At 67.9% G+C, this 19,266-nt stretch carries 13 protein-coding genes and 1 tRNA gene; 6 read left to right on the top strand and 8 right to left on the bottom strand.

Annotated elements, in window-relative coordinates; all coding sequences use genetic code 11:
• Positions 1 to 122: 122 nt before the first annotated feature.
• The gene (locus AB0N75_RS18565) at positions 123 to 3,572 is read right to left on the bottom strand and encodes a bifunctional proline dehydrogenase/L-glutamate gamma-semialdehyde dehydrogenase (protein WP_364652418.1); all 3,450 of its coding nucleotides are present in this window, start codon (positions 3,570 to 3,572) and stop codon (positions 123 to 125) included.
• 153 nt (positions 3,573 to 3,725) lie between these two features.
• On the opposite strand from AB0N75_RS18565, the gene AB0N75_RS18560 reads away from it, so the two are divergent.
• Positions 3,726 to 4,637 (top strand): LysR family transcriptional regulator, encoded by a 912-nt coding sequence (locus tag AB0N75_RS18560; protein WP_364652417.1) that lies wholly within the window; start codon positions 3,726 to 3,728, stop codon positions 4,635 to 4,637.
• A gap of 165 nt (positions 4,638 to 4,802) precedes the next feature.
• Here AB0N75_RS18560 and AB0N75_RS18555 read toward each other — a convergent pair whose 3' ends face one another.
• The gene (locus AB0N75_RS18555; protein ID WP_364652416.1) at positions 4,803 to 6,248 is read right to left on the bottom strand and encodes a glycosyltransferase family A protein; all 1,446 of its coding nucleotides are present in this window, start codon (positions 6,246 to 6,248) and stop codon (positions 4,803 to 4,805) included.
• A gap of 24 nt (positions 6,249 to 6,272) precedes the next feature.
• A complete protein-coding gene (locus AB0N75_RS18550) occupies positions 6,273 to 9,251 on the bottom strand; it encodes an FAD-linked oxidase C-terminal domain-containing protein (protein ID WP_364652415.1) in 2,979 nt (992 codons plus the stop codon).
• Between the two features lie 485 nt (positions 9,252 to 9,736).
• On the opposite strand from AB0N75_RS18550, the gene AB0N75_RS18545 reads away from it, so the two are divergent.
• Positions 9,737 to 10,540: an ABC transporter ATP-binding protein gene (locus tag AB0N75_RS18545; RefSeq protein WP_364652414.1), complete on the top strand. Its 804-nt coding sequence runs from the start codon at positions 9,737 to 9,739 to the stop codon at positions 10,538 to 10,540.
• On the top strand, positions 10,537 to 11,922 hold the full coding sequence (locus tag AB0N75_RS18540; RefSeq protein WP_364652413.1) for a permease: 1,386 nt from the start codon (positions 10,537 to 10,539) through the stop codon (positions 11,920 to 11,922). The genes AB0N75_RS18545 and AB0N75_RS18540 overlap by 4 nt, the downstream gene beginning before the upstream one ends.
• Before the next feature lie 114 nt (positions 11,923 to 12,036).
• On the opposite strand, the gene thpD is transcribed toward AB0N75_RS18540, so the two are convergent.
• The 5 genes from thpD to AB0N75_RS18515 all read right to left on the bottom strand — a co-directional run bounded on the left by thpD (position 12,037) and on the right by AB0N75_RS18515 (position 16,149).
• Positions 12,037 to 12,942, bottom strand: coding sequence for an ectoine hydroxylase (thpD, locus tag AB0N75_RS18535; protein ID WP_364652412.1), 906 nt, complete (start codon positions 12,940 to 12,942; stop codon positions 12,037 to 12,039).
• A gap of 87 nt (positions 12,943 to 13,029) precedes the next feature.
• Positions 13,030 to 13,428: an ectoine synthase gene (locus AB0N75_RS18530; RefSeq protein WP_364652411.1), complete on the bottom strand. Its 399-nt coding sequence runs from the start codon at positions 13,426 to 13,428 to the stop codon at positions 13,030 to 13,032.
• Between the two features lie 109 nt (positions 13,429 to 13,537).
• Positions 13,538 to 14,809, bottom strand: coding sequence for a diaminobutyrate--2-oxoglutarate transaminase (ectB, locus tag AB0N75_RS18525; protein WP_364652410.1), 1,272 nt, complete (start codon positions 14,807 to 14,809; stop codon positions 13,538 to 13,540).
• A gap of 146 nt (positions 14,810 to 14,955) precedes the next feature.
• Positions 14,956 to 15,465 carry a diaminobutyrate acetyltransferase gene (gene ectA, locus AB0N75_RS18520; RefSeq protein ID WP_364652409.1) on the bottom strand — a complete coding sequence of 170 codons (510 nt, stop codon included), beginning with the start codon at positions 15,463 to 15,465 and terminating at the stop codon, positions 14,956 to 14,958.
• Positions 15,466 to 16,076: 611 nt separating this feature from the next.
• Positions 16,077 to 16,149, bottom strand: a tRNA-Lys gene (locus AB0N75_RS18515).
• A gap of 191 nt (positions 16,150 to 16,340) precedes the next feature.
• On the opposite strand from AB0N75_RS18515, the gene AB0N75_RS18510 reads away from it, so the two are divergent.
• The 3 genes from AB0N75_RS18510 (at position 16,341) to AB0N75_RS18500 (ending at position 19,010) form a co-directional block, all read left to right on the top strand.
• The gene (locus AB0N75_RS18510) at positions 16,341 to 16,988 is read left to right on the top strand and encodes a hypothetical protein (RefSeq protein WP_127513109.1); all 648 of its coding nucleotides are present in this window, start codon (positions 16,341 to 16,343) and stop codon (positions 16,986 to 16,988) included.
• Between the two features lie 393 nt (positions 16,989 to 17,381).
• Positions 17,382 to 17,999: a nuclease PIN gene (locus AB0N75_RS18505; protein WP_364652408.1), complete on the top strand. Its 618-nt coding sequence runs from the start codon at positions 17,382 to 17,384 to the stop codon at positions 17,997 to 17,999.
• The gene (locus tag AB0N75_RS18500; protein ID WP_364652407.1) at positions 18,000 to 19,010 is read left to right on the top strand and encodes an inorganic phosphate transporter; all 1,011 of its coding nucleotides are present in this window, start codon (positions 18,000 to 18,002) and stop codon (positions 19,008 to 19,010) included.
• Positions 19,011 to 19,266 lie beyond the last annotated feature (256 nt).

Here is a 19,266-nt window from a genome sequence, read left to right as displayed (position 1 = left end):
ATGGTCGACTGGGGGCAGGAATCATGCCGGGGCCATCAGGTCAGCACACCCATATCCTCTCCCGAGGAACGGGATACGAAAAAGGTAACGGGGCGGCGGTTCGGGTGGAGTCGCCGCAGCGCTCAGATCAGGCCGTCGGCCAGATGGTCGGGGGTGCCGAAGCGGTGCGCGGTGATGCTGACCGCCTGCTCGTGCAGGAAGGGCAGCATTTCCAACCGGCCGGCTTCGGTCACCGGGTGGGCATAGACCGCCACATCCGGCCGCCCACCGGTGGCGACTGCCAGCGCCTTCGCGTCCCCGCCGATCAAGCGGATCCGCCCGGCACCGAGTCGGGGCACCCGGGCCAGCCAGGCGCCGTCGTCCTCCACCGTCACCTCAAGGCCCAGCTCCGTGGCCAGCGCCTGCAAGGACGCGGGCAGCGCGACGGCGGTGGAAACCGCCACATCGGAACCGGCCAGCACGCCGGCGGCCAGCACGCGGACCAGCTGTGCCAGCGGCTCGCCTTCGGACAGCCGGACCGTGACCGGAACCGGCAGGTAGCGGAACACATTGCGCTCCGCCGTCAGCCCGGAGACGTCCTTGGCGGCGCCGAACTCGTCGGCCCAGGCCGCGGCATCGGAACGCAGCGAACGCTCCAGCCCGCTCAATTCCTCCGCGGACAGCGACTGCCCGGTCCTGCGTGCGGCCTCCAGCAGCTTGGCCGCGGCGCCGTGCACCTCCGCCGCAGCCGTGGACGGAGCCGTCTCCCACTCGCCGAGCCCCATCAAGTAGTTGGGCCCGCCGGCCTTGGTGCCAGCGCCCACCGAGGACTTCTTCCAGCCGCCGAACGGCTGGCGCCGCACAATGGCTCCGGTGATGCCGCGGTTCACGTAGAGGTTGCCGGCTTGAATGTTCTGCAGCCAGTAATCCAGCTCATCCGCATCGAGCGAATGCAGGCCGGAGGTCAGCCCGTAGTCGATGTCATTGGTGATGGCCACCGCTTCTTCCAGGGTTTCGGCGGTCATCACACCCAGGATCGGGCCGAAGAACTCGGTCAAGTGGTAGCGCGATCCGCGCGCCACGCCGGTCCGCACCCCGGGGCTCCACAGCTTGCCGGAACCGTCGAGTTGGCGGGGCTGGATCTGCCAGCTTTCCCCGGCCCCCAGCGTTGTCAGCCCGTCCAGCAGCTTGCCTTCGGCCGGCGCGATGATCGGACCCATCTGCGATGTGGGGTCCTCCGGGTAGCCCACCTTCATGGACGTGACCGCATCCACCAGCTGGTTGCGGAACCGCGGCGAGGTGGCGGCGGATCCAACCAAAATCACCAGCGATGCCGCAGAACACTTCTGCCCGGCATGGCCGAACGCGGAGTACGCCACGTCCTTGGCGGCCAGATCGAAGTCGGCGCTGGGGGTGACGATGATGGCGTTTTTGCCGGACGTCTCGGCCAGCAACGGCAGGTCCGGACGGAAGGAACGGAACAGTTCGGCGGTCTCGTAGGCGCCGGTGAGGATCACCCGGTCCACCTGCGGGTGCGAGATCAGCTGCTTGCCAAGTTCACGCTCGCCCAGCTGCACCAACTGCAGCACGTCCCGCGGCACGCCGGCCTCATCCAGCGCTTCCCACACCGCTTCTACCATCACGGCACCGGTGCGTGCGGCCTGCTGCGCGGGCTTGATCACGACGGCGGAGCCCGCGGCGAGGGCTGCCAGCACACCACCGGCGGGGATCGCGGTCGGGAAATTCCACGGCGGGGTCACCACGGTCAGTTTCGACGGGACGAAGGCGGCACCGTCCACGCTGTCCAGCTTCCGGGCCAGCTCGGCATAGAAGTGCGCGAAGTCGGCGGCCTCGGAGACTTCCGGGTCGCCTTGGTCCAGCGTCTTGCCGGCCTCGGACGCCATGACCTCCAGCAGCCGGGCGCGGTTGGCGTTCAGCTTGTCGCCTGCCTTGTGCAGCACCTCGGCCCGTTCGGCGCCGCTCATTGCGCCCCAGCTCTTGGACTGCTCCACGCCGTTGGCGATCACTTGCTCCAGCCGCGCCTCGTCGCTGATCTGGGCGGCCGTAACCGTGTCGCGGCCGAGTGTCGAGGCCGGCACCCGGGCCAGGATCTCCCTGCCCCAGGCCAGGTTGGCGGGCAGCGACGGATCGGTGTCCGGGATGTTGTCGAAGGAGTCGGAGGGACGGGCCGGTTCCGGCTTCCTGCGGTCCTGCTGCCGGCCGGGTTCCGGCACTTCGTCGTCGAGCGCCTCCAGCGAGGCGAGGAAGCGCTGCTTTTCGCGTTCGAACAGCCTCTCGTTCTTGCTGAGTTCGAAGACCGCAGACATGAAGTTTTCGCTGCTGGCGCCTTCTTCCAGCCGGCGGATCAGGTAGGCGATCGCCACGTCGAACTCGGCGGGATGGACCACCGGCGTGTAGAGCAGCAGCGAACCGACGTCCTTTTTCACCGCTTCGGCCTGGCCCTGCGCCATGCCCAGCAGCATCTCGAAGTCGATACCGGCCTCCACGCCGCGCTGCTTGGCGAGCAGCCAGGCGAACGCGACATCGAAGAGGTTGTGTCCGGCCACGCCGATGCGCACGTTGCGGATCCGCTCCGGCTGCAGGGCATAGTTGATCACGCGCTTGTAGTTGGTGTCCGAGTCCTGCTTGGTTTCCCAGGTGGCCAGCGGCCAGCCGTGCAGCGAGGCTTCCACCTGCTCCATGGGCAGGTTGGCCCCTTTGACCACCCGCACCTTGATGGCGGCGCCGCCGCGGGAACGGCGGGCGGCAGCCCATTCCTGCAGCCGGATCATGGCCCGGAGTGCGTCCGGCAGGTAGGCCTGCAGCACAATGCCGGCTTCCAGCTGCTCGAACTCGGGCTGGTCCAGGATCTTGGTGAAGACCGCCATGGTCATCTCCAGGTCCTTGTATTCCTCCATGTCCAGGTTGATGAACTTGCGCTTCGGGGAGGTGGCCGCCTGCCGGTAGAGCGGGGTGAGGCTCTCGACGACGTGCTCCACCGCCTCGTCGAAAGCCCAGTGGGAGTGCGGGGCCACGGTGGAGGAGACCTTGATCGAGACGTAGTCCACGTCGTCGCGCGCCAGCAGGTGCTTGGTGCCTTCCAGCCGGCGTTCGGCCTCGCGGCTGCCCAGGACAGCCTCGCCCAGCAGGTTGATGTTCAGCCGGACATCGTCCTTGCGGATCTTGGCGATCGCCGGCCCCAGCTTGGCGTCGGTGGCGTCAACGATCAGGTGGCCCACCATTTCGCGCAGCACCCGGCGGGCGGCAGGAATGACCACCTGCGGCAGCACCGGCGCCAAGGTGCCGCCCGTGCGCACCGCGGCACGCATGTACCAGGGCAGGAAGGACGGAGCCTTCGGTGCCAGCGTGGCCAAGTTGCGGGCAGCGACCCTCAGATCCTCAGGCCGGATCACGCCGTCGACGAATCCCACGGTGAATTCCAGGCCGTGGGGATCGTTCAGCACACCCGCCAACTGCTCGGCCGCGGCGTCGGCCGGAATCTTCTCTGCTTCGGTCAGCCAGTGACGGACCAGCTTGATGGTGTCGGCGGCGAGGTCGGCCGCCTGCGTTCCGGCAAAACTTGTGGTCTGCATCGGTGCCTCCTTGAGGACGTCGGTCACGGCTGCATCAGTCCTTTCAACGTAAGTGCATTGCCTGTTAAGGACCAGTATGGAACTAGACTTGGTGAAGAAAAAGCGATCTTTTCCGACCGGTAATCATCATTTTTTGTGATCAATGGAGCGCCCATGCTGGATGTCCGAAGGCTGCGGCTGCTGCGGGAGGTCAAGGTGCGCGGTACCTTGGCCGAAGTGGCCACCGCACTGAACCTGAGCCCGTCATCGGTATCCCAACAGCTGACGCTGCTGGAGAAAGAAGCCGGCGTGGAACTGCTGCGCAAGGCCGGTCGCCGAGTCCAGCTCACCCCGCAGGCGGAGATCCTGGTGGCCCACACGGAGGCGCTGCTGTCCCGGCTCGAACAGGCCGAAACCGACCTGGCCGCATCCCTGACCACGGTGACCGGAAGCGTCCGACTGGCGGTCTTCCAGTCCGCCGCTCTGGCGCTGCTGCCCGATGCCCTCACCGGCATGAGGCAGCTGTATCCGGAGGTGCGGATCGAGATGGTCCAGCGGGAACCGGAAACCGCGCTGTACGAGACGTGGGCGCGCGACTTCGACTTGGTGGTAGCCGAGCAGTACCCGGGCCATGCGGCGCCGCACCATCCCGAACTGGACCGCAAAAGGCTCACCACCGACGCCCTCCGGCTCGCCGTCCCGCCGGCAGGGCTGCCCGGCGGCGAGGCCCGCTCCCTCGAGGATGCCGGCGGCCTGCCTTGGGTGATGGAACCGCACGGGGCAGCGTCCCGGCACTGGGCTGAACAGGCATGCCGCCAAGCCGGCTTTGAACCGGACGTCCGCTACGAAACCGCTGACCTGCAGGCCCAGATCCGGCTGATCGAATCCGGCAATGCGGTAGCTTTCCTCCCTGATTTGGTCTGGAGCGGCCGGGGCACCAGCTGCCGGATGCTGGACCTGCCAAATCATCCCCGCCGGACCGTTTTTACCTCCGCCCGCCGGGCCTCCGCCAACCGGCCCGCCATTTTGGCGCTCCGGGAAGTTTTGGAGGAGACCGCCGGGAAGATCAGCGGCGGCCGGACATAGCTGGCTAACCCAGTCTCTACTCGGCGCTGGCGCGCCTCCGTCGACCACCGGACAACCCCGGCACGCCTCCATCGACCACCGGACAATCCCGGCGCGCCTCCATCAAGAGCCGGTGGTCGACCAAGCGAGCGCCAGCGAGCGCGTGGAGACCCCTGGCCCCACCCGTCAGCGGCGCTGGTCCAGGCTGAGGTTGCCGTGGACCGTGGCGTAGACACGCAGGCCGCCGGACGTCACCGGCAGCCCCTCCCCCGGCGCCAAGATCCGCCGCGGAGGCCCTTCCATGCCGTCCAGCCTCAGCTGCACGAACAGGTCCACCAACACCTTGCCCAGTCCGGCCAGTTCGGCCCGGGGCAGGACGGCACGGTACTCGCCGGCGTCGGGTTTGGCGTCAAAGGTGCGCGCCTCAGTCGTGCCGCGCCCGCGCGCGACCACCCGGACGGATTCGAACTCCGCTCCGGGTTCAAGGTGCAGACCGAACGCCACCGACTCTTCGTCCAGTTGCGGCAGCAGGGCGCGTACGGTCGGCTTTAGCGCTTCCTCGGTGGCTGCCAGCTTCAGCAGGCCTTCGGCATCCCGCGCCCGGACCAGCTCCGAGCGCTGCCGGAACGGGGAGTCCAGTTGCGCTTCCAGCCGCTCCGGGATGTACCGGTCCACGAAGCCGGCGTGGGCTTCCACCCAGCGCTTCCGAATACCGGCTGGCATCGACCGGTAGCGCGAGGGCACGTAGGTGCGCAGGAGTTTGCGCCGGTACAAATCCAGTACCAGCAGCTCGGCTTGATCGGCGTCGTCATGGTTCTCCGTGATGATCCGGGCGATCTCTGCCACCGAGCCGGTGTAGCTTTCCGGGATGGCCTCCTGTGAGCTGATGTTCGTACCGTCGTGCCGAGTGCGGATGAAGTAGTAGTCGTAGTCGGCCGCAATCGCATTCCGCCGCGAGGCCAGGTAGCAGCGGGTCAGCATCATGCCGTCTTCCAGCCGGACCTTGCCCTCCGGGAAACGGATGCCGTAGGTGTCCAGCAGCTCACGCCGGATCAGCTTCTGCGGCGACAGCGTGCCCAGGATCTTCCGCACCGGAACATCGGGAACGGTCTCGGTGAAAAGCGAGGCCTGGACCCGCCGGCCACCGATTCCGACCATCCGCGGCGCCAGCACATCCACCTGATGCCGGTCGGAGAAGGCCACCATGCGGCGCAGTGCCTCCACGCCCAGCTTGTCATCGGCGTCGCAGAAGAAGACGTAGTCGGACGTGCCGGCGTTGATCCCCACGTTGCGCGGCTTTCCCGGCCAGCCGCTGTTCCGCTGGTGGATCACGCGCCAGTTTTGGTGCTTCGCCACGTACTCATCCAGCAGCTTGCCGCCGTCATCGGTGGATCCGTCGTCCACGGCCACCACCTCAAACAGCGCCGGGTCCATGTCCTGCGCCGCCAGCGAGTCCAGCAGTTCCTTCAGGTACGGCATCGCGTTGAACACGGGGATCACCACTGACACCCGCGCCGTCTGTGCACTGGCGCTCGGACCGGAGTCGCTCTCCCGCACGCGGACTTGGCCCGCGCGCGCCGCGTAGCTCTTCAGTCTGCGCTGGGCCCCCGCCAGCTTGTCCTTGATGGCCACGATGTCCCCTTTGATCGCTTGCCGTTACTGCATTCTGACACCGCACGCGCCATCCAGCAGTTGCGCCAGATGCACTCCACGGCGGTCGGCCAGATCGGTGAGCTGTGTCCGGCAGGAGAACCCGTCGGCCAGCAGCACGGCCTCGGCTCCGGCCGCCCTGACCGCCGGCAGCAGCTGGGTCTCGGCGACCGCCACGGAAACGTCGTAGTGGCCCCGCTCCACGCCGAAGTTCCCGGCTAGGCCGCAGCATCCGCCCAGGCTCTGTACGTTCGCGCCGGCGTCCCGCAGCAGGTCCAGGTCGGTTCCCCAGCCAAGGACGGCGTGGTGGTGACAATGCGGCTGGGCCACGATCTCCATCCCCGCTAACGACGGCGGCGTCCACCCTTGGGTGCCCGCCAGCAGTTCCGCGAGGGTTCGGGTGGATTGGGCAACCGGAAGCGCCTTGCCGCCGAGCAGCTCCAGCGCATCGGAGCGCAGCACGGCGGTGCAGGACGGCTCCAGTCCCAGCACCGGCACGCCGGCGGCAGCGTAGCTGGCGAGCGCATCGACGGTGCGGCCCAGGATCCGGCGCGCGGTGTCCAGCTGTCCGGTGGAGATCCAGGTCAGGCCGCAGCACAGCCGTTCGCCGGGAATTAGCACTTCGTAGCCGGCACGCTCCAGCACCCTGACGGCGGCTTGCCCGATCTCCGGCGAGAAGTAGTTGGTGAACGTGTCCGCCCACAACAGCACGGGTCCGTTCGGTGCCCCCGCAGGCGAGTGATCCCGGTTCCGGAACCAGTGGTCGAACGTGTCCTGCGCGAACTGCGGAAGTCCGCGCCGTGCATCCACCCCGGCCAGCCGTAAACCGGCACGCCGCAGACCCGGGATTTTCAGCAGTCCATTCGCCAGCGTGGGTGCGAACGAGGCCAACCTTGCCCAGCGCGGCAGCCACCCGAGTGAGTAGTGGGACGCCGGGCGCAGCCGCCCGCGATAGCTCTGATACAAGACCTCGGCCTTGTAGGAGGCCATGTCGATTCCAGTCGGGCAATCGGAGAGGCAGCCCTTGCAGGACAGGCACAGGTCCAGCGCCTCATGCACCGCCGGCGAGCGCCAGTCCGGCGCCGCCTCGGCCGGTCCGCTGCTCCCAACCTTTGCCCCGCCGACGCGAGCACCGCCGGGCCGGGCGCCGCCGTCGCCAAGCCGGGCTCCGCCGTCGTCATCACCGCCCGAGGCCCGCAGGATCATTTCCTGAAGCGCGCGGGCGCGGCCGCGGGTCGAGTCCTTCTCCTCCTTGGTGGCCGCGTAGGACGGGCACATCACCATGCCGGGCCGGGTTGCCGCGTCCGTGCGGCACTGGGCGATCCCAGTGCAGCGGTGGACCGCCCGGCCGAAGTCACCGCCGTCGTGCTGGTAGGAAAACCCCAGCGGAATGCGGACCGGTTTGGCGGCTGCGGTGCGGATGTCCGCGTCCAGCGGCCGCGGGTCCACCAGCACGCCCGGGTTGAGCAGGTTGTCCGGGTCCAGGATGCCCTTGACCGTGCCGAACAGGCGGACGGCTTCCGGCGAGTAGATCCGCGGCAGCAGCTCGCCGCGGACCCGGCCGTCGCCGTGTTCGCCGGAGAGCGAACCGCCGTAACGGGCCACCAGGTCGGCGGCGTCGCTCATGAAGGCGCGGTACTCGGTGCGGCCGTCGGTTTCGTTGGGGCCGCGGTTGCCGAACGGGAAGTCCAGCCGCACGTGCACGCAGCCGTCGGCGAAGTGCCCGTACGGGAAACCGCTGAACCCGTGCCGCACCACCAGGTCGTCGAACTCGCGCAGGTAGGCGCCCAGCCGTTCCGGCGGTACGGCTGCATCCTCCCAGCCGGAGTGCGCCGGCTCCCCGGCCGGCGAGCGCCCCGACAACGCGGAACCGTCCTCGCGGATCTTCCACAGCGCGGCGGCCTCGGCCGGATGATCCACCACCCGCGCAGCCACGGCCTCGGGCAGGCGGAGCAACCGGGCGGCGCGGTCCGCCACCTCGGCAGGGTGGTCGCCGGCCAGCTCCACGAACAGCCACGCGGCCCCGGCGGGCAGTTCCGGCACGGAGCCCGGCCCCTTCCTCCTGCGCACCACGTCCACAATCCGCCGGTCCAGCCCCTCGCACGCGGTCGGCGCAAAGGCCATTACCTCCGTCACCACGTCGGCGGCAGTGCCGATGTCGGGAAAACCGAGCGCCACCATCGTCTTGTGCGCCGGGTCCTTGACCAGCCGCACCCCCGCTTCCAGCACGACGGCGAGGGTCCCCTCGCTGCCCACCAGCGCCTTGCGCAGGTCGAACCCCTTCTCCGGCAGCAGGTACTCCAGGGCATAGCCGGAGACCTGGCGTCCGAAGCGACCGAACTCCGTGCGCAGCGTCTCCAGGTGCCCGGCGGCCAGTTCGCGCAGCGCCCCGGTTTCCGGCGTGTCCGGGACGCGGTTGCCGTCCAGCCGGAGCCGGCGGCCGGAACCGGTGACCAGTTGGAGGTGCTCCACGTTGTCCACCGTGCGGCCGTAGGCAGGGGTTCGGGCGCCGCAGGAGTTGTTGCCGATCATCCCTCCGATGGTGCAGCGGGTGTGCGTGGACGGGTCCGGCCCGAACCGCAGTCCGTGGGCAAGCGCCATCCGCTGCAGCGTGGTGTGGACAGTGCCGGGCTGCACAGTGGCCGTGCGGGCCTCCGGGTCCAGCCGGAGCACTCGATTCATGTGGCGGCTGAATTCCAGCACGACGCCGGGACCCACCGCATTGCCCGCAATGGATGTGCCGGCCCCGCGGGAAGTGAGCGGGACGCCGGCCTCGCGGCAGGCTGCCAGCACCGCCAGCACTTCGTCCACATCGTGCGGGAAGGCCACGGCCGCCGGCCGCACCCGGAAGAGCGAGGCGTCCGAAGAGTAGACATCCCGGGTGGTGGCGTCGGCCCGGACGTCCGCCACCCCGTTCCGCCGCAGCACCTCGAGCACCCTTGCCGCCGCAGCGCTGTCCACCGCAGCCCCGTCAACCGTCTGCATGCGGCTCACCCTACCGACCGGAACCTGCGGTGTCTGCCCCCCTTGGGGCGGCCGGCTTGGCCCTCACGCTTCAGCCAGGCCCGCCGATGCATGCGCCGGGCGTGTTCTCGGGCCGGCCGGGCTGGTCGGCAGGCATGAACGCTATACGCCACTTTGGCCCGCAGGTCCCACCGGAAATGGCGCAATTGCGGAAACTCCTGGCCGGTTTTCCCGCTGACGCGGATTGCGTGGTGGCTCGGGGTCCGCATTGTGGCGTATAACGTACAGTCCGACGGGGCGCAGACGGGACGCCGCTGACGGGGCGGGCGGGGCGCAGCCGGGGCGGCGGGGCGCAGCCGGGGCGGACCGGGCGCAACGGGTGCGGGCGGGGCGACGGGCGCAGGCGGGACGGCCGAAGCGGCTCCACCCTGGGTATGAGCCTCGAGCGGCAGGTTTCAGCCTTCGGCCCGAGGCGCCGGCAGCGCCCGGGCCGCGACGATGGAATCATGAACGAGAACCGCGACTTCACTCCGGCCCCGCCTTCCACACGCGTCTCCGCGGCCGGCTTCCTGGGGCACCCCAGCCACCCGCCGGTGCTCAGCGCCCGCAATCTCACCAAGAGCTACGGCCCCGCCACCGCGTTGGCCGGGCTCTCGCTGGACATCCGGGCCGGCGAGTCCGTGGCCATCATGGGCGCCTCCGGTTCCGGCAAGACCACGCTGCTGCACGTACTGGCCGGCATCATCCGCCCGGACAGCGGGCAGGTGCACCTGAATCTGCCCGGCCAGAGCGTTCAGGTGGAAGCCCTCGCCGAGTCCGCCCGGTCCAGGCTGCGCCGCGAGGCCTTCGGCTTCGTCTTCCAGCAGGGCCTGTTGATTCCGGAACTGAACGCGTTGGAGAACGTGGCGGTGGCGCTCATGCTGAACGGCACGCCCCGCCCGGCAGCCGAGCAGGCTGCCGCCGAATGGCTTCGGGCGCTGGGCCTGGGCGGGATGGAACGGCGCCGGATCGGCGAGCTCTCCGGCGGGCAGGCGCAGCGGGTTGCCATCGCCCGGGCCCAGGTGACCGGCGCGGGCGTGATCTTCGCCGACGAACCCACCGGGGCGTTGGACTCCGCAACCTCCGCGGACGTGATGCAGGTGTTGCTGGAGTCCACCATCGGCGCCGGAAAAACCCTGATTGTGGTGACGCATGACGACGGCGTGGCGGCCAGTTGCGGTCGCGTACTCACCATGCGGGACGGACGACTGACCGGCGATAGTGCCGGCGGCGTGATCGCGGCAGGCCTGGCCCAGGGCGGCAACAGATGAGCGCTCCCGCAGTCTCCCCGGCCTCGCCCGCGGTGCCGGACGCGCCCCGGGGCGGAAGCACCGCCGTCGTGCCCTGGAAATTGGCGTGGCTGCTGTCCCGTCCGGGCAAATCCGGTGGCGGCACCGCCGTGCTGCCGATGGTGGCGTTCGGGCTGGTCACCACACTGCTGCTGACCGTGCTGGCCGGCGTGCTGTCCTTCCTGCGCTGGCAGGACGAACTGGCGTTTCTCTACCAACTCCTGGCGGTGCTGGCGCTGATCCTGCTGGTCTTCCCGCTGCTGACGCTGGGCGGTTCGGCGGCACTGCTCTCCGCCCGGCGCCGCGACGACCGGCTGGCCACGCTGCGCCTGCTCGGCGCTACCCCGGCCACGGTCGCCGGCATCACCATCATCGAATCCACCGCGCTGGCTGCCGCGGGCGCCGTGGCCGGGGTGGCCGGCTATCTGGTGCTCGGCCCGGCTGTGCAGCTGATCCCGTTCCGCGGGGAGCCGATCGGCGGCGCCTACTGGCTGGGCCCGCTGGCCGTGCTTGCCGTGGTGGCCGGCGTGGTTTTGCTGGCCGCCATCAGCGCTGCAGTGGGCCTGCGCAAGGTGGTCATATCGCCGCTGGGCGTGCGGACCTGTCAGGCCCCGGCGAAGATGCATTGGCTGCGCGCGCTGCTAGCCGCCGTCGTTGTGCTGGCGGGCTTCTTCGCGATGAATGCCGGCTACGCCTCCACGGCCGTGGCGGTGGCCTGCGTGCTCGGCGCCTTCGCCGCCGGACTGGCGGTGCTCAATCTCGTTGGCCCGTGGGCGGTGGCGGTGATGGGCCGCCGGCAGTTGCGCAAGGCGGCGACGGCGGAGAAACTGCTGGCCGCCCGAAGCATCCTTGAATTCCCCAAGGCCGCCTGGCGGCAGGTCTCCGGGCTGGCCATGACCAGCTTCGTGGCCGTGTTCGGCGGGACCGGCGTGGCCATGACGGACGGCGCCCCCGGCCCGGTCTCGGGTCCGGAGCAGTTCCTTTCCGGAGACATCCGCACCGGCATCCTGATCACCATCGTCGTTTCGTTCGTCATGGTGGCGTGCTCGGCCGGGGTTAATCAGGCGGCGGCGGTGCTGGACCGCGCGGACCTGTACACCAGCCTGGACCGGCTGGGCATGCCGCGAATAACCATGGACGCGGCCCGGACCCGCGCCGTGATGCTTCCTCTGGTGCTGGTTTCACTCGGCTCCGCCGCGGTTTCCTTTGTCCTGATCTTCCCGCTGGCCGGGATGGCCCTGGTGCTGGCACCGTTGTCCATCCTGACGATCGTCGGCTGCCTGGGCGCAGGCATCCTGCTGGTGTGGGCGGGTCTGCGCACCACCCGGCCGGTGCTGGGCAAGGTGCTGGCCGCCGGAGGCTGAGCGGCGGGGCAGATGGCATTGAAGAGGTGGCGGCCCGCCTTCCGCAGGTGTCCTGCGGAAGGCGGGCCATCGCCGTCGTTAGCTGCTTGTCGGTCCGCTAACGGCACGCCGGTGCTAGCTGCCTGCCGGGGTGAAGTCCCGGGCGCCGATGTAGTCCGGGCGCGGGTTGTTGGCGGCGAAAGGATCCACCGCCGTGTTTTCCACACTGTTATACACAAAGAACAGGTTGGAGCGCGGGTACGGAGTGACATTGCCGTTGGAGGCGTGCATGCAGTTGCAGTCGAACATGGTGGCCCCGCCGGCTTTGCCTTCCATCACGTCGATCCCGTAGCGGTCGGCGAACTCCCGCAGCGTTTCCTTGTCCGGGGTCCCGGCGCCCTGCATCACCAGCGACTGCTTGTAATTGTCGTCCGGCGTCGCTCCGACACAGGAGATGTACTCCCGATGCGAGCCGGGCATGATCATCAGCGGACCGTTGTAGGAGTAGTTGTCCGTGAGCGAGATGGAAATGGACACCGTGCGCATGCGCGGCAGCCCGTCCTCCGCGTGCCAGGTCTCGAAGTCGGAGTGCCACATGAACTCCTTGCCCTCGAAACCGGGCTTGAAGTTCACCCGGGACTGGTGGATGTAGACGTCGGAGCCCAACAACTGCTTGGCCCGGTCTACCAGGCGCGGATCGTTGGCGATCTTCGCGAAAACCTCGCTGATCTTGTGCACCTCGAAGACGGAGCGAACTTCCTGGCTTGTGGCTTCGACGACGCAGCGTTCGTCCGCTCGGACGGCCGGATCCGCGGCGAGCCGGTCCAGCTCCGCCTGGTACGCCTTCACTTCCTCGGGCGAGATCAACTCCTCGATGTTCAGGTAGCCCTTTTCCTCGAAACCGGCCAGCGTGGCGGCGTCCATGGGGCCCGACTCTGCGGTTCCCCAGACGACCTTGTCCTGGCGGGGTTGCACGCTCGCGGTGCCTGCTGATCGTGTCGGATAGAGGTCAACACGGCTTTGTTCTGCGGTCGCAGTCATCTTTATCCTCCTCGTGGGTTTATTTCCTGGGCCGGGTGCGGAAAAGCCCGGCCGGCATAGTGCCGACCGGACCTCCTGCTGCCGGATCTAGCGGGCCGGATCAGCCTCGACGAGCGGGTACACGCCGTTCTCGTCGTGGACTTCGCGGCCGGTGACGGGCGGGTTGAACACGCAGGCCATCCGCAGTTCGGTGGCGGCGCGGACGGTGTGCTTCTCGTGCCCGTTCAGCAGGTACATGGTGCCGTCGCGGAGGTCGTGGACCTCGCCGGTGACCTCGTTGGTCAGGGTGCCTTCGCCCTGCACGCAGTAAACGGCCTCGATGTGGTTGGCGTAGTGGAACGTGGACGTGGTGCCCGCGTAGATCACCGTGTCGTGGAAGGAAAAGCCCACGCCTTCGCCGGCCAGCACCATCCGTCGGCTCCGCCACGTCTCCGACTTCACGTCGCGGTCGGTGTCGTTCAGGTCGTTCAGGTTGGTAACAATCATGGGTACTCCTCGGTGTTGATGACCAGAAAGCTGTTGGTACGGGCGACGGGCCTGCCCGTTGCGGCCGGCGCGGTGGTGCGGCCCTGCCGTTCCAGGGCCCGGGCTCCCGCTAGTGGGCCCCGGCCAATTCCGGAACCGCGGTGACGACGCGGGTGGCCTCGATCAGGATGTCCAGGCCACGGTCCAGATCTGCCGCGCTGATGGTCAGCGCAGGCATCAGCTTCACGACTTCGCTCTCCGGCCCGGAGGTTTCCACCAGCAGCCCGTTTGCGTAGGCCTCGGCGGCAATCCTGCCGGCCGTCTCGTCATCGTCAAACTTGATTCCCGCCAACATTCCCCGGCCGCGCACGCTGGCGCCTTCCACCGAGGCGGCGATCCGTTCCAGACCTTCGTGCAGCTGGGTAATCCGGGCCTTGACCTGCTGCTGGAAGTCACCGGTCCGCCAGTAGGTCTCCAGCGCCGCCGTCGCCGTGACAAAGGCCGGGTTGTGGCCGCGGAAGGTGCCGTTGTGTTCGCCGGCGTCCCAGACGTCCAGCTCCGGACGGAACAGGGTCAGCGCCATCGGCAGGCCAAAGCCGGAGATGGACTTGGACAGGCAGACGATGTCCGGGGTGATGCCCGCTTCTTCGAAGCTGAAGAACGTCCCTGTGCGCCCGCAGCCGGCCTGCACATCGTCCACAATCAACAGGATTTCGTGCTTTCGGCACAGCTCGGACAGGCCGCGCAACCAACCGGCGCGGGCAGCATTGAGGCCGCCTTCGCCCTGGACCGTCTCCACGATGATGGCCGCCGGCTTGTCCACGCCGGAGCCGCTGTCTTCGAGCACGCGTTCCAGCCAGAGAAAGTCCGTGGTCTCGCCGGAGAAGTAATCGTCGTAGGGGATCTTGGAGCTGTTGGTCAGCGGGATGCCCGCGCCGCGGCGCTTCATCGAGTTGCCGGTCACCGAAAGCGAGCCCAGCGTCATGCCGTGGAAGGCATTGGTGAAGGACAGGATGTGCTGGCGACCGGTCACCTTGCGGGCCAGCTTCAGCGCCGCCTCAACGGTGTTGGTGCCGGTGGGGCCGGGGAACATCACCTTGTAGTCCAAGTTGCGCGGCCGCAGGATGACGTCCTGGAAGGTCTCCAGGAACTTCCGTTTGGCCGGGGTCTTCATGTCCAGCGAGTGGACCACGGCGCCGCTGGCCAGGTACTCCAGCAGCGGCTGTAGCAGCTCCGGGTTGTTGTGCCCGTAGTTGAGTGCGCCGGCGCCGGAGAAGAAGTCCAGATAGGTGCGGCCGTCCTCGGAGGTCAGGCTGCTGCCCTCGCCGCGGGTGAACACGGCGGGCCAGCTGCGGCAGTAACCGCGGACCTCGGACTCCAGGGTTTCGAAAATGTCAGTCATAAAACGCTTCCTTCCTCAGTGCGGCCGCGGACGGTCCCGGGTACGGGGCAGCGCCACAGCAGCCGCAGGTCGATTCGTGCGGATGTGCGTTGGTGCAGATGGTGTTGGCCGGCGTGTGGTGCGCACAGGCGGGACGCCGGCGGGACTTACGTGAGCGGGCCGATCCGATACAGGTACTCGGTGTCGTGCCCGTCCGGGTAGAGCTCTGCGGTGAACAGCGGCTCGCGTCGAATCGGCGCCTCACGGCGCGACGCGAAGCCGGCGAACAGCCGGATGGAGGCCTCATTGTCCGCAGTAATGGTGGTTTCCACGCGCTCAGCCTGCACTTGTCCGGCCAAGCGGTCCAGCATCTCGGCGGCCAGCTTGCGGCCGCGGAATTCGTAGTCCACGGCGACCTGCCACACCATCAGCGTCCCGGGTTCGTCGGGCCGCATGTAGCCGGTAATGAAGCCTGCCGGCTCGCCGTCCACCGTGGCCATCATCGACGTCTCGGCGAAGTCGCGGGACCACAGCAGATAGGAGTAGGACGAGTTCAGGTCCAGGACCTGTGAGTCCTTGGCCATGCGCCACAGGGACTGCCCGTCATTCAGGGTTGGTTTGCGGAATTTTGCTTCGATCCTCGGTATGGACTGGGGTTCTGCTAGTTCTTCAACCATCCCTTCAAACCTAACGAGGATCGAGGCGTTAGCAACCGGCATCCCGCTGATTTGACACCGAATGCGGCCGGATCCGCGATGGGTTCAGTCCGCGCTCAGCCCGCCCGATCCCTTGTGCCAGTTGCCCTGCAGCGGAAGGACGACGGCGGTACCCGCCACTCATTTTTTCGTTATCGTTTCGTGACATTCAGCGTGTGACGGACCGCCCGCCCCTTGGCCGGAACGGCTACAAGCGCGCCCTACAAACCGTTACGTGGAGGGTCGGGCGGTTCGTCACCGGCACATCGGCAACAAGCGGGTCCGTGAGCGAAATGACCCGCTCGAGGGCGCCCGGCCGCAGCCCGGTTGGTGCACGACGGCCCACCGGCCGAGGCAAGGCATGTGACCTGGACCGGCGGGCGGCCTTGCCACGTGGCCGCATTTGCCGGGCGCTGTCCACGTCTTGGCGCGCACCCCGGCATCACCGCAGGTCAGCGGTCTGTGGATCACCAAAAGCTGGACAGTTAGGCCTGAACCTGGACAGATCCTGCCGCCGGGCGGGAATCGAGCGCCGGCGGGCAAAGAAAAAGCGGCTTCGACCGGCGACATGCCGGTCGAAGCCGCTTTCGCGGTGGGCCCTGCGGGGATCGAACCCGCGACCCGCGGATTAAAAGTCCGATGCTCTACCAACTGAGCTAAAGGCCCGCCAGCCTATTCCGTCCGTCCCGGTGGAGACCGGGACGTGGGCGGATTTGGCCGGTTCACAGTTTATCGCACCCACTGCCGCGCATTCGAATCCGCCGTGCCGGCCATGACGTTGGCCGTGCTTCCACCTGCCACCGCCCCGGGACACCGCCTCCCTGTACCGGCGTCAGAGGCGGGAGTAAGGTCGTGGCATGAGCCCGAACAACGGAAATGACGTCCCCCGGCCGCACAAGCCGAAGCCCTTTGCCCCGTTGGATTTTGAGGACTTCGCCGGCGGCGCCGACCCCGCACGAGTCTCCGAGGCTGCCCATCTGGCAGCCCAGGCTTTGGTGCACCGGGGCCGCGGCTCCGACGATCCCGAGATCACCAAGCGCCTGGTCAAACTCGCCGACCAGCAGGGGCTCGAGGCGATAGCCGAAATGTGGTCGGAGAGCCCGGCCAGGTCCCTGCCCGGCGCGCTCTGGCGGCTCTACGCCATCCGCGCCGCGGTGCAGTCCCATCCGGACAAGCTGGCGGCCTTCTTCAAAGCTGGCACGGCATCTGCTGAAGTGTCCAAGGTGATCGCGGGCGTGGCCGAGCCGCCCGGCGCCGACGAGGTGCGCACCATGGCCGACACGATCCTGTCCGGAGCCTTCGACGGCGACTTCGACGTTGCCTTGGACCGGTCCGCGGCCTTTTGCCGCATCGTCGCCCTCGGCCAGACCCATCACGCCGACTCGGCCGAGCCGTCCAACGAGAATCACGCCACCAAGCTGACGCTGAGTTCGCACCGACTGGTGAAGACGGCTGAGGACCTTGAGGCGGCGGCCGCCGCTTGGCGCCGCGACGAACTCGACTGACGGCCGGAAGGCCAGCGCGCGCACCCAGACCGAACGCTAAATCCGATAGGAATCCCCTGCCCGCGCACCTTGACAGTGGGGCCCTTCGACGGGGTCAAAACCTTCGCGAATCGGGCCTAAATATGACGCGCGCGTGTACCACAAATATCCTCAGTTGACACGTTTTTCCCCGGTTTTTCGGGGCTGTTGACATCGGCACTGAGGCGTAGAAAACTGAAGGTGGTGTCGAACCGTGGCAGCCCCGGGCTCCAACTTTTAGCCGCCTCGAGCGGCCTTCCGCCGAGAGGCGCTCCCGGTTCGGCACCATTAATCTTGTTCACCCAGAGGCGCTAATCTAGGCACGGCGGATGCTTCCCTTCCGCCGTTCGGACCACTGAGAAAACCGCCGGTGACATGAAGTTAAGCCTCTTCCCGCAGGACACCAAGAGCCTGGAGTTGCTCGCCCAGACGGCCGCCGAGCTCATGGCAGGAGTGAAGACCCTCTCGGAGATCCTCGGGGCACCTGCAGACGACTACGACAAGCTCTCCGAAGAGCTGCACGACAGGGACTCCAACGTCTCCCGCCTGCTCTTCGCGCTGCTCACCAACCTGCGCACCAGCTTTGTGAATCCCCTCCCGCGCGAGGACATGTTCCAGCTCTCCCTGCATCTGGTCAACACCTTCGAACACCTCGACGCGGCCGCCGAACTGATCGCCCTGAACCAGGTCAAACGCCTGTCTCCTCGGGCCTCCGAGCAGCTGGAAGTCATCGGGCGAATGTCCGAGATGACCAGGGAAGCCATGCCCCGGTTGAACTCCCTGGAGGACCTGGACGAGTACTGCATCGAGATGATCCGGCTGGCCAAACGGGCCGAACGCACCCACCGGGTGTGGGTGTCGGAGCTGTTGTCGGACCACAAGGGTGCCACCTTGGCCCGGCACCGCGACGTCGCCGACCAATTAGTAGCCGCCACCAAGACCCTGCGCCAAGCGTCCCACCATGTGGGGCAGATCCTGGTCAAGGAATCGTAGGTGGAGCTTGTCCTGCTGGTGTTGGTGGTCGCATTCGCCGGCTGCTTCGCGTTCATCAATGGCTTCCATGACGTCTCCAATGCCGTAGCGACGGCGGTGCGCACCCACGCGCTCACGCCGCGCATCGCCGTCGTTCTGGCTGCCATCTGCAACCTCGCCGGCGCCTTGATTTCCAGCACGCTGGCCCTGCTGATCAGTACCGGCTGGATTGGCCTACCCGAGGGGCGCACCGGACTCGCCATCCTGCTGGCCGGACTGCTGAGCGCCAGCGCCTGGGGGGTGTTCACGTGGTGGCTGCGGATGCCGTCATCGTCCACGCACGCGTTGCTCGGCGGCCTGGTGGGGGCCGGAGCGGCATCCAAGATTCTGGGCGGGGAGAACATCAGCGCCACCGAGAATCCGATCTGGGCCGAGTTGGTGCTGCCGCTGCTGCTGTCCCCGCTGGTGGCATTCGCATTGTCCTACCTGGCCATGGTGCCGCTGACCTGGTTGTCCCGTTACCGGACGCCTCGCGAGGTGGGCCGGACCACCAGACTGGCCCAGGCGGTCTTTGCGGGGACGTTCTCGCTGGGCCACGGCCTGCAGGACGGCCAGCGCACGATGGCTGTGGTGCTGCTGGCGCTGGTCGCGGCCGGCTATGCCTCGGGCGAGCAGATGCCCATCTGGGTGCAAGTCTTCGCCGCGGTGCTGCTGGCGGTGGGCACACTCTTCGGCGGCTGGCGGATCTCCCACACCCTCGGCTCCCGGCTGGTCCGGATCGACCCTTTACACGGAGCTGCCGCGCAGGGCGTCAGCTCCGCCATGCTGTTCATCGGCGCCATCGGCCTGCACATGCCGCTCTCCAGCACGCACACAGCGACGTCATCCATCCTGGGCGCCGGCGCGAGCCAGAAGCTGCAGGCGGTGCGCTGGCGGGTTGCCATCCGCGTCCTGGCCACCTGGGTGCTGACCCTGGTGGTCACCTCGCTGCTGGGCGGCATCCTGCTGCTGGCGCTGGATCCGGTGCTCTGACCGGCCGCCAACGGCCGCTGTGCGTCCCCGCCACGGCACTGCGGCATTGATTTGCCGCTCGCACCGGCCCGCGGGGCCTCCGTGGCGTACAGGACCCATCTAAACCACGACGGCGGTGCCTCCCGCGCGTGGGGGCGTCCTCTAGCGGTCGTTGCAACACTCTGACTTTGGGAGTTGCAACGACCGTGTCGTCTTTAGGCGAGAAGCCCTCGAAACAAGGAAAGTACACGCAGGAGGAAAAGGAAGGGTTTTTCAG

Origin of the sequence: Arthrobacter sp. NPDC089319, from assembly GCF_040684925.1 — a bacterium.
In the GTDB taxonomy this organism is placed as follows: Bacteria; Actinomycetota; Actinomycetes; order Actinomycetales; family Micrococcaceae; genus Crystallibacter.
The sequence above is the reverse complement of the archived record's forward strand: the minus strand, read 5'-3'. Positions and strand labels throughout refer to the sequence as shown.

Bases quoted from the DNA above. Each gene is read 5' to 3' on its own strand.
- thpD (WP_364652412.1), bottom strand. From the start codon at position 12,942: ATGACTGCGACCGCAGAACAAAGCCGTGTTGACCTCTATCCGACACGA.
- AB0N75_RS18505 (WP_364652408.1), top strand. From the start codon at position 17,382: ATGAAGTTAAGCCTCTTCCCGCAGGACACCAAGAGCCTGGAGTTGCTC.
- ectB (WP_364652410.1), bottom strand. From the start codon at position 14,809: ATGACTGACATTTTCGAAACCCTGGAGTCCGAGGTCCGCGGTTACTGC.
- AB0N75_RS18550 (WP_364652415.1), bottom strand. From the start codon at position 9,251: ATGCAGACGGTTGACGGGGCTGCGGTGGACAGCGCTGCGGCGGCAAGG.
- AB0N75_RS18530 (WP_364652411.1), bottom strand. From the start codon at position 13,428: ATGATTGTTACCAACCTGAACGACCTGAACGACACCGACCGCGACGTG.
- AB0N75_RS18560 (WP_364652417.1), top strand. From the start codon at position 3,726: ATGCTGGATGTCCGAAGGCTGCGGCTGCTGCGGGAGGTCAAGGTGCGC.
- AB0N75_RS18565 (WP_364652418.1), bottom strand. From the start codon at position 3,572: ATGCAGACCACAAGTTTTGCCGGAACGCAGGCGGCCGACCTCGCCGCC.
- AB0N75_RS18545 (WP_364652414.1), top strand. From the start codon at position 9,737: ATGAACGAGAACCGCGACTTCACTCCGGCCCCGCCTTCCACACGCGTC.
- AB0N75_RS18510 (WP_127513109.1), top strand. From the start codon at position 16,341: ATGAGCCCGAACAACGGAAATGACGTCCCCCGGCCGCACAAGCCGAAG.
- ectA (WP_364652409.1), bottom strand. From the start codon at position 15,465: ATGGTTGAAGAACTAGCAGAACCCCAGTCCATACCGAGGATCGAAGCA.
- AB0N75_RS18540 (WP_364652413.1), top strand. From the start codon at position 10,537: ATGAGCGCTCCCGCAGTCTCCCCGGCCTCGCCCGCGGTGCCGGACGCG.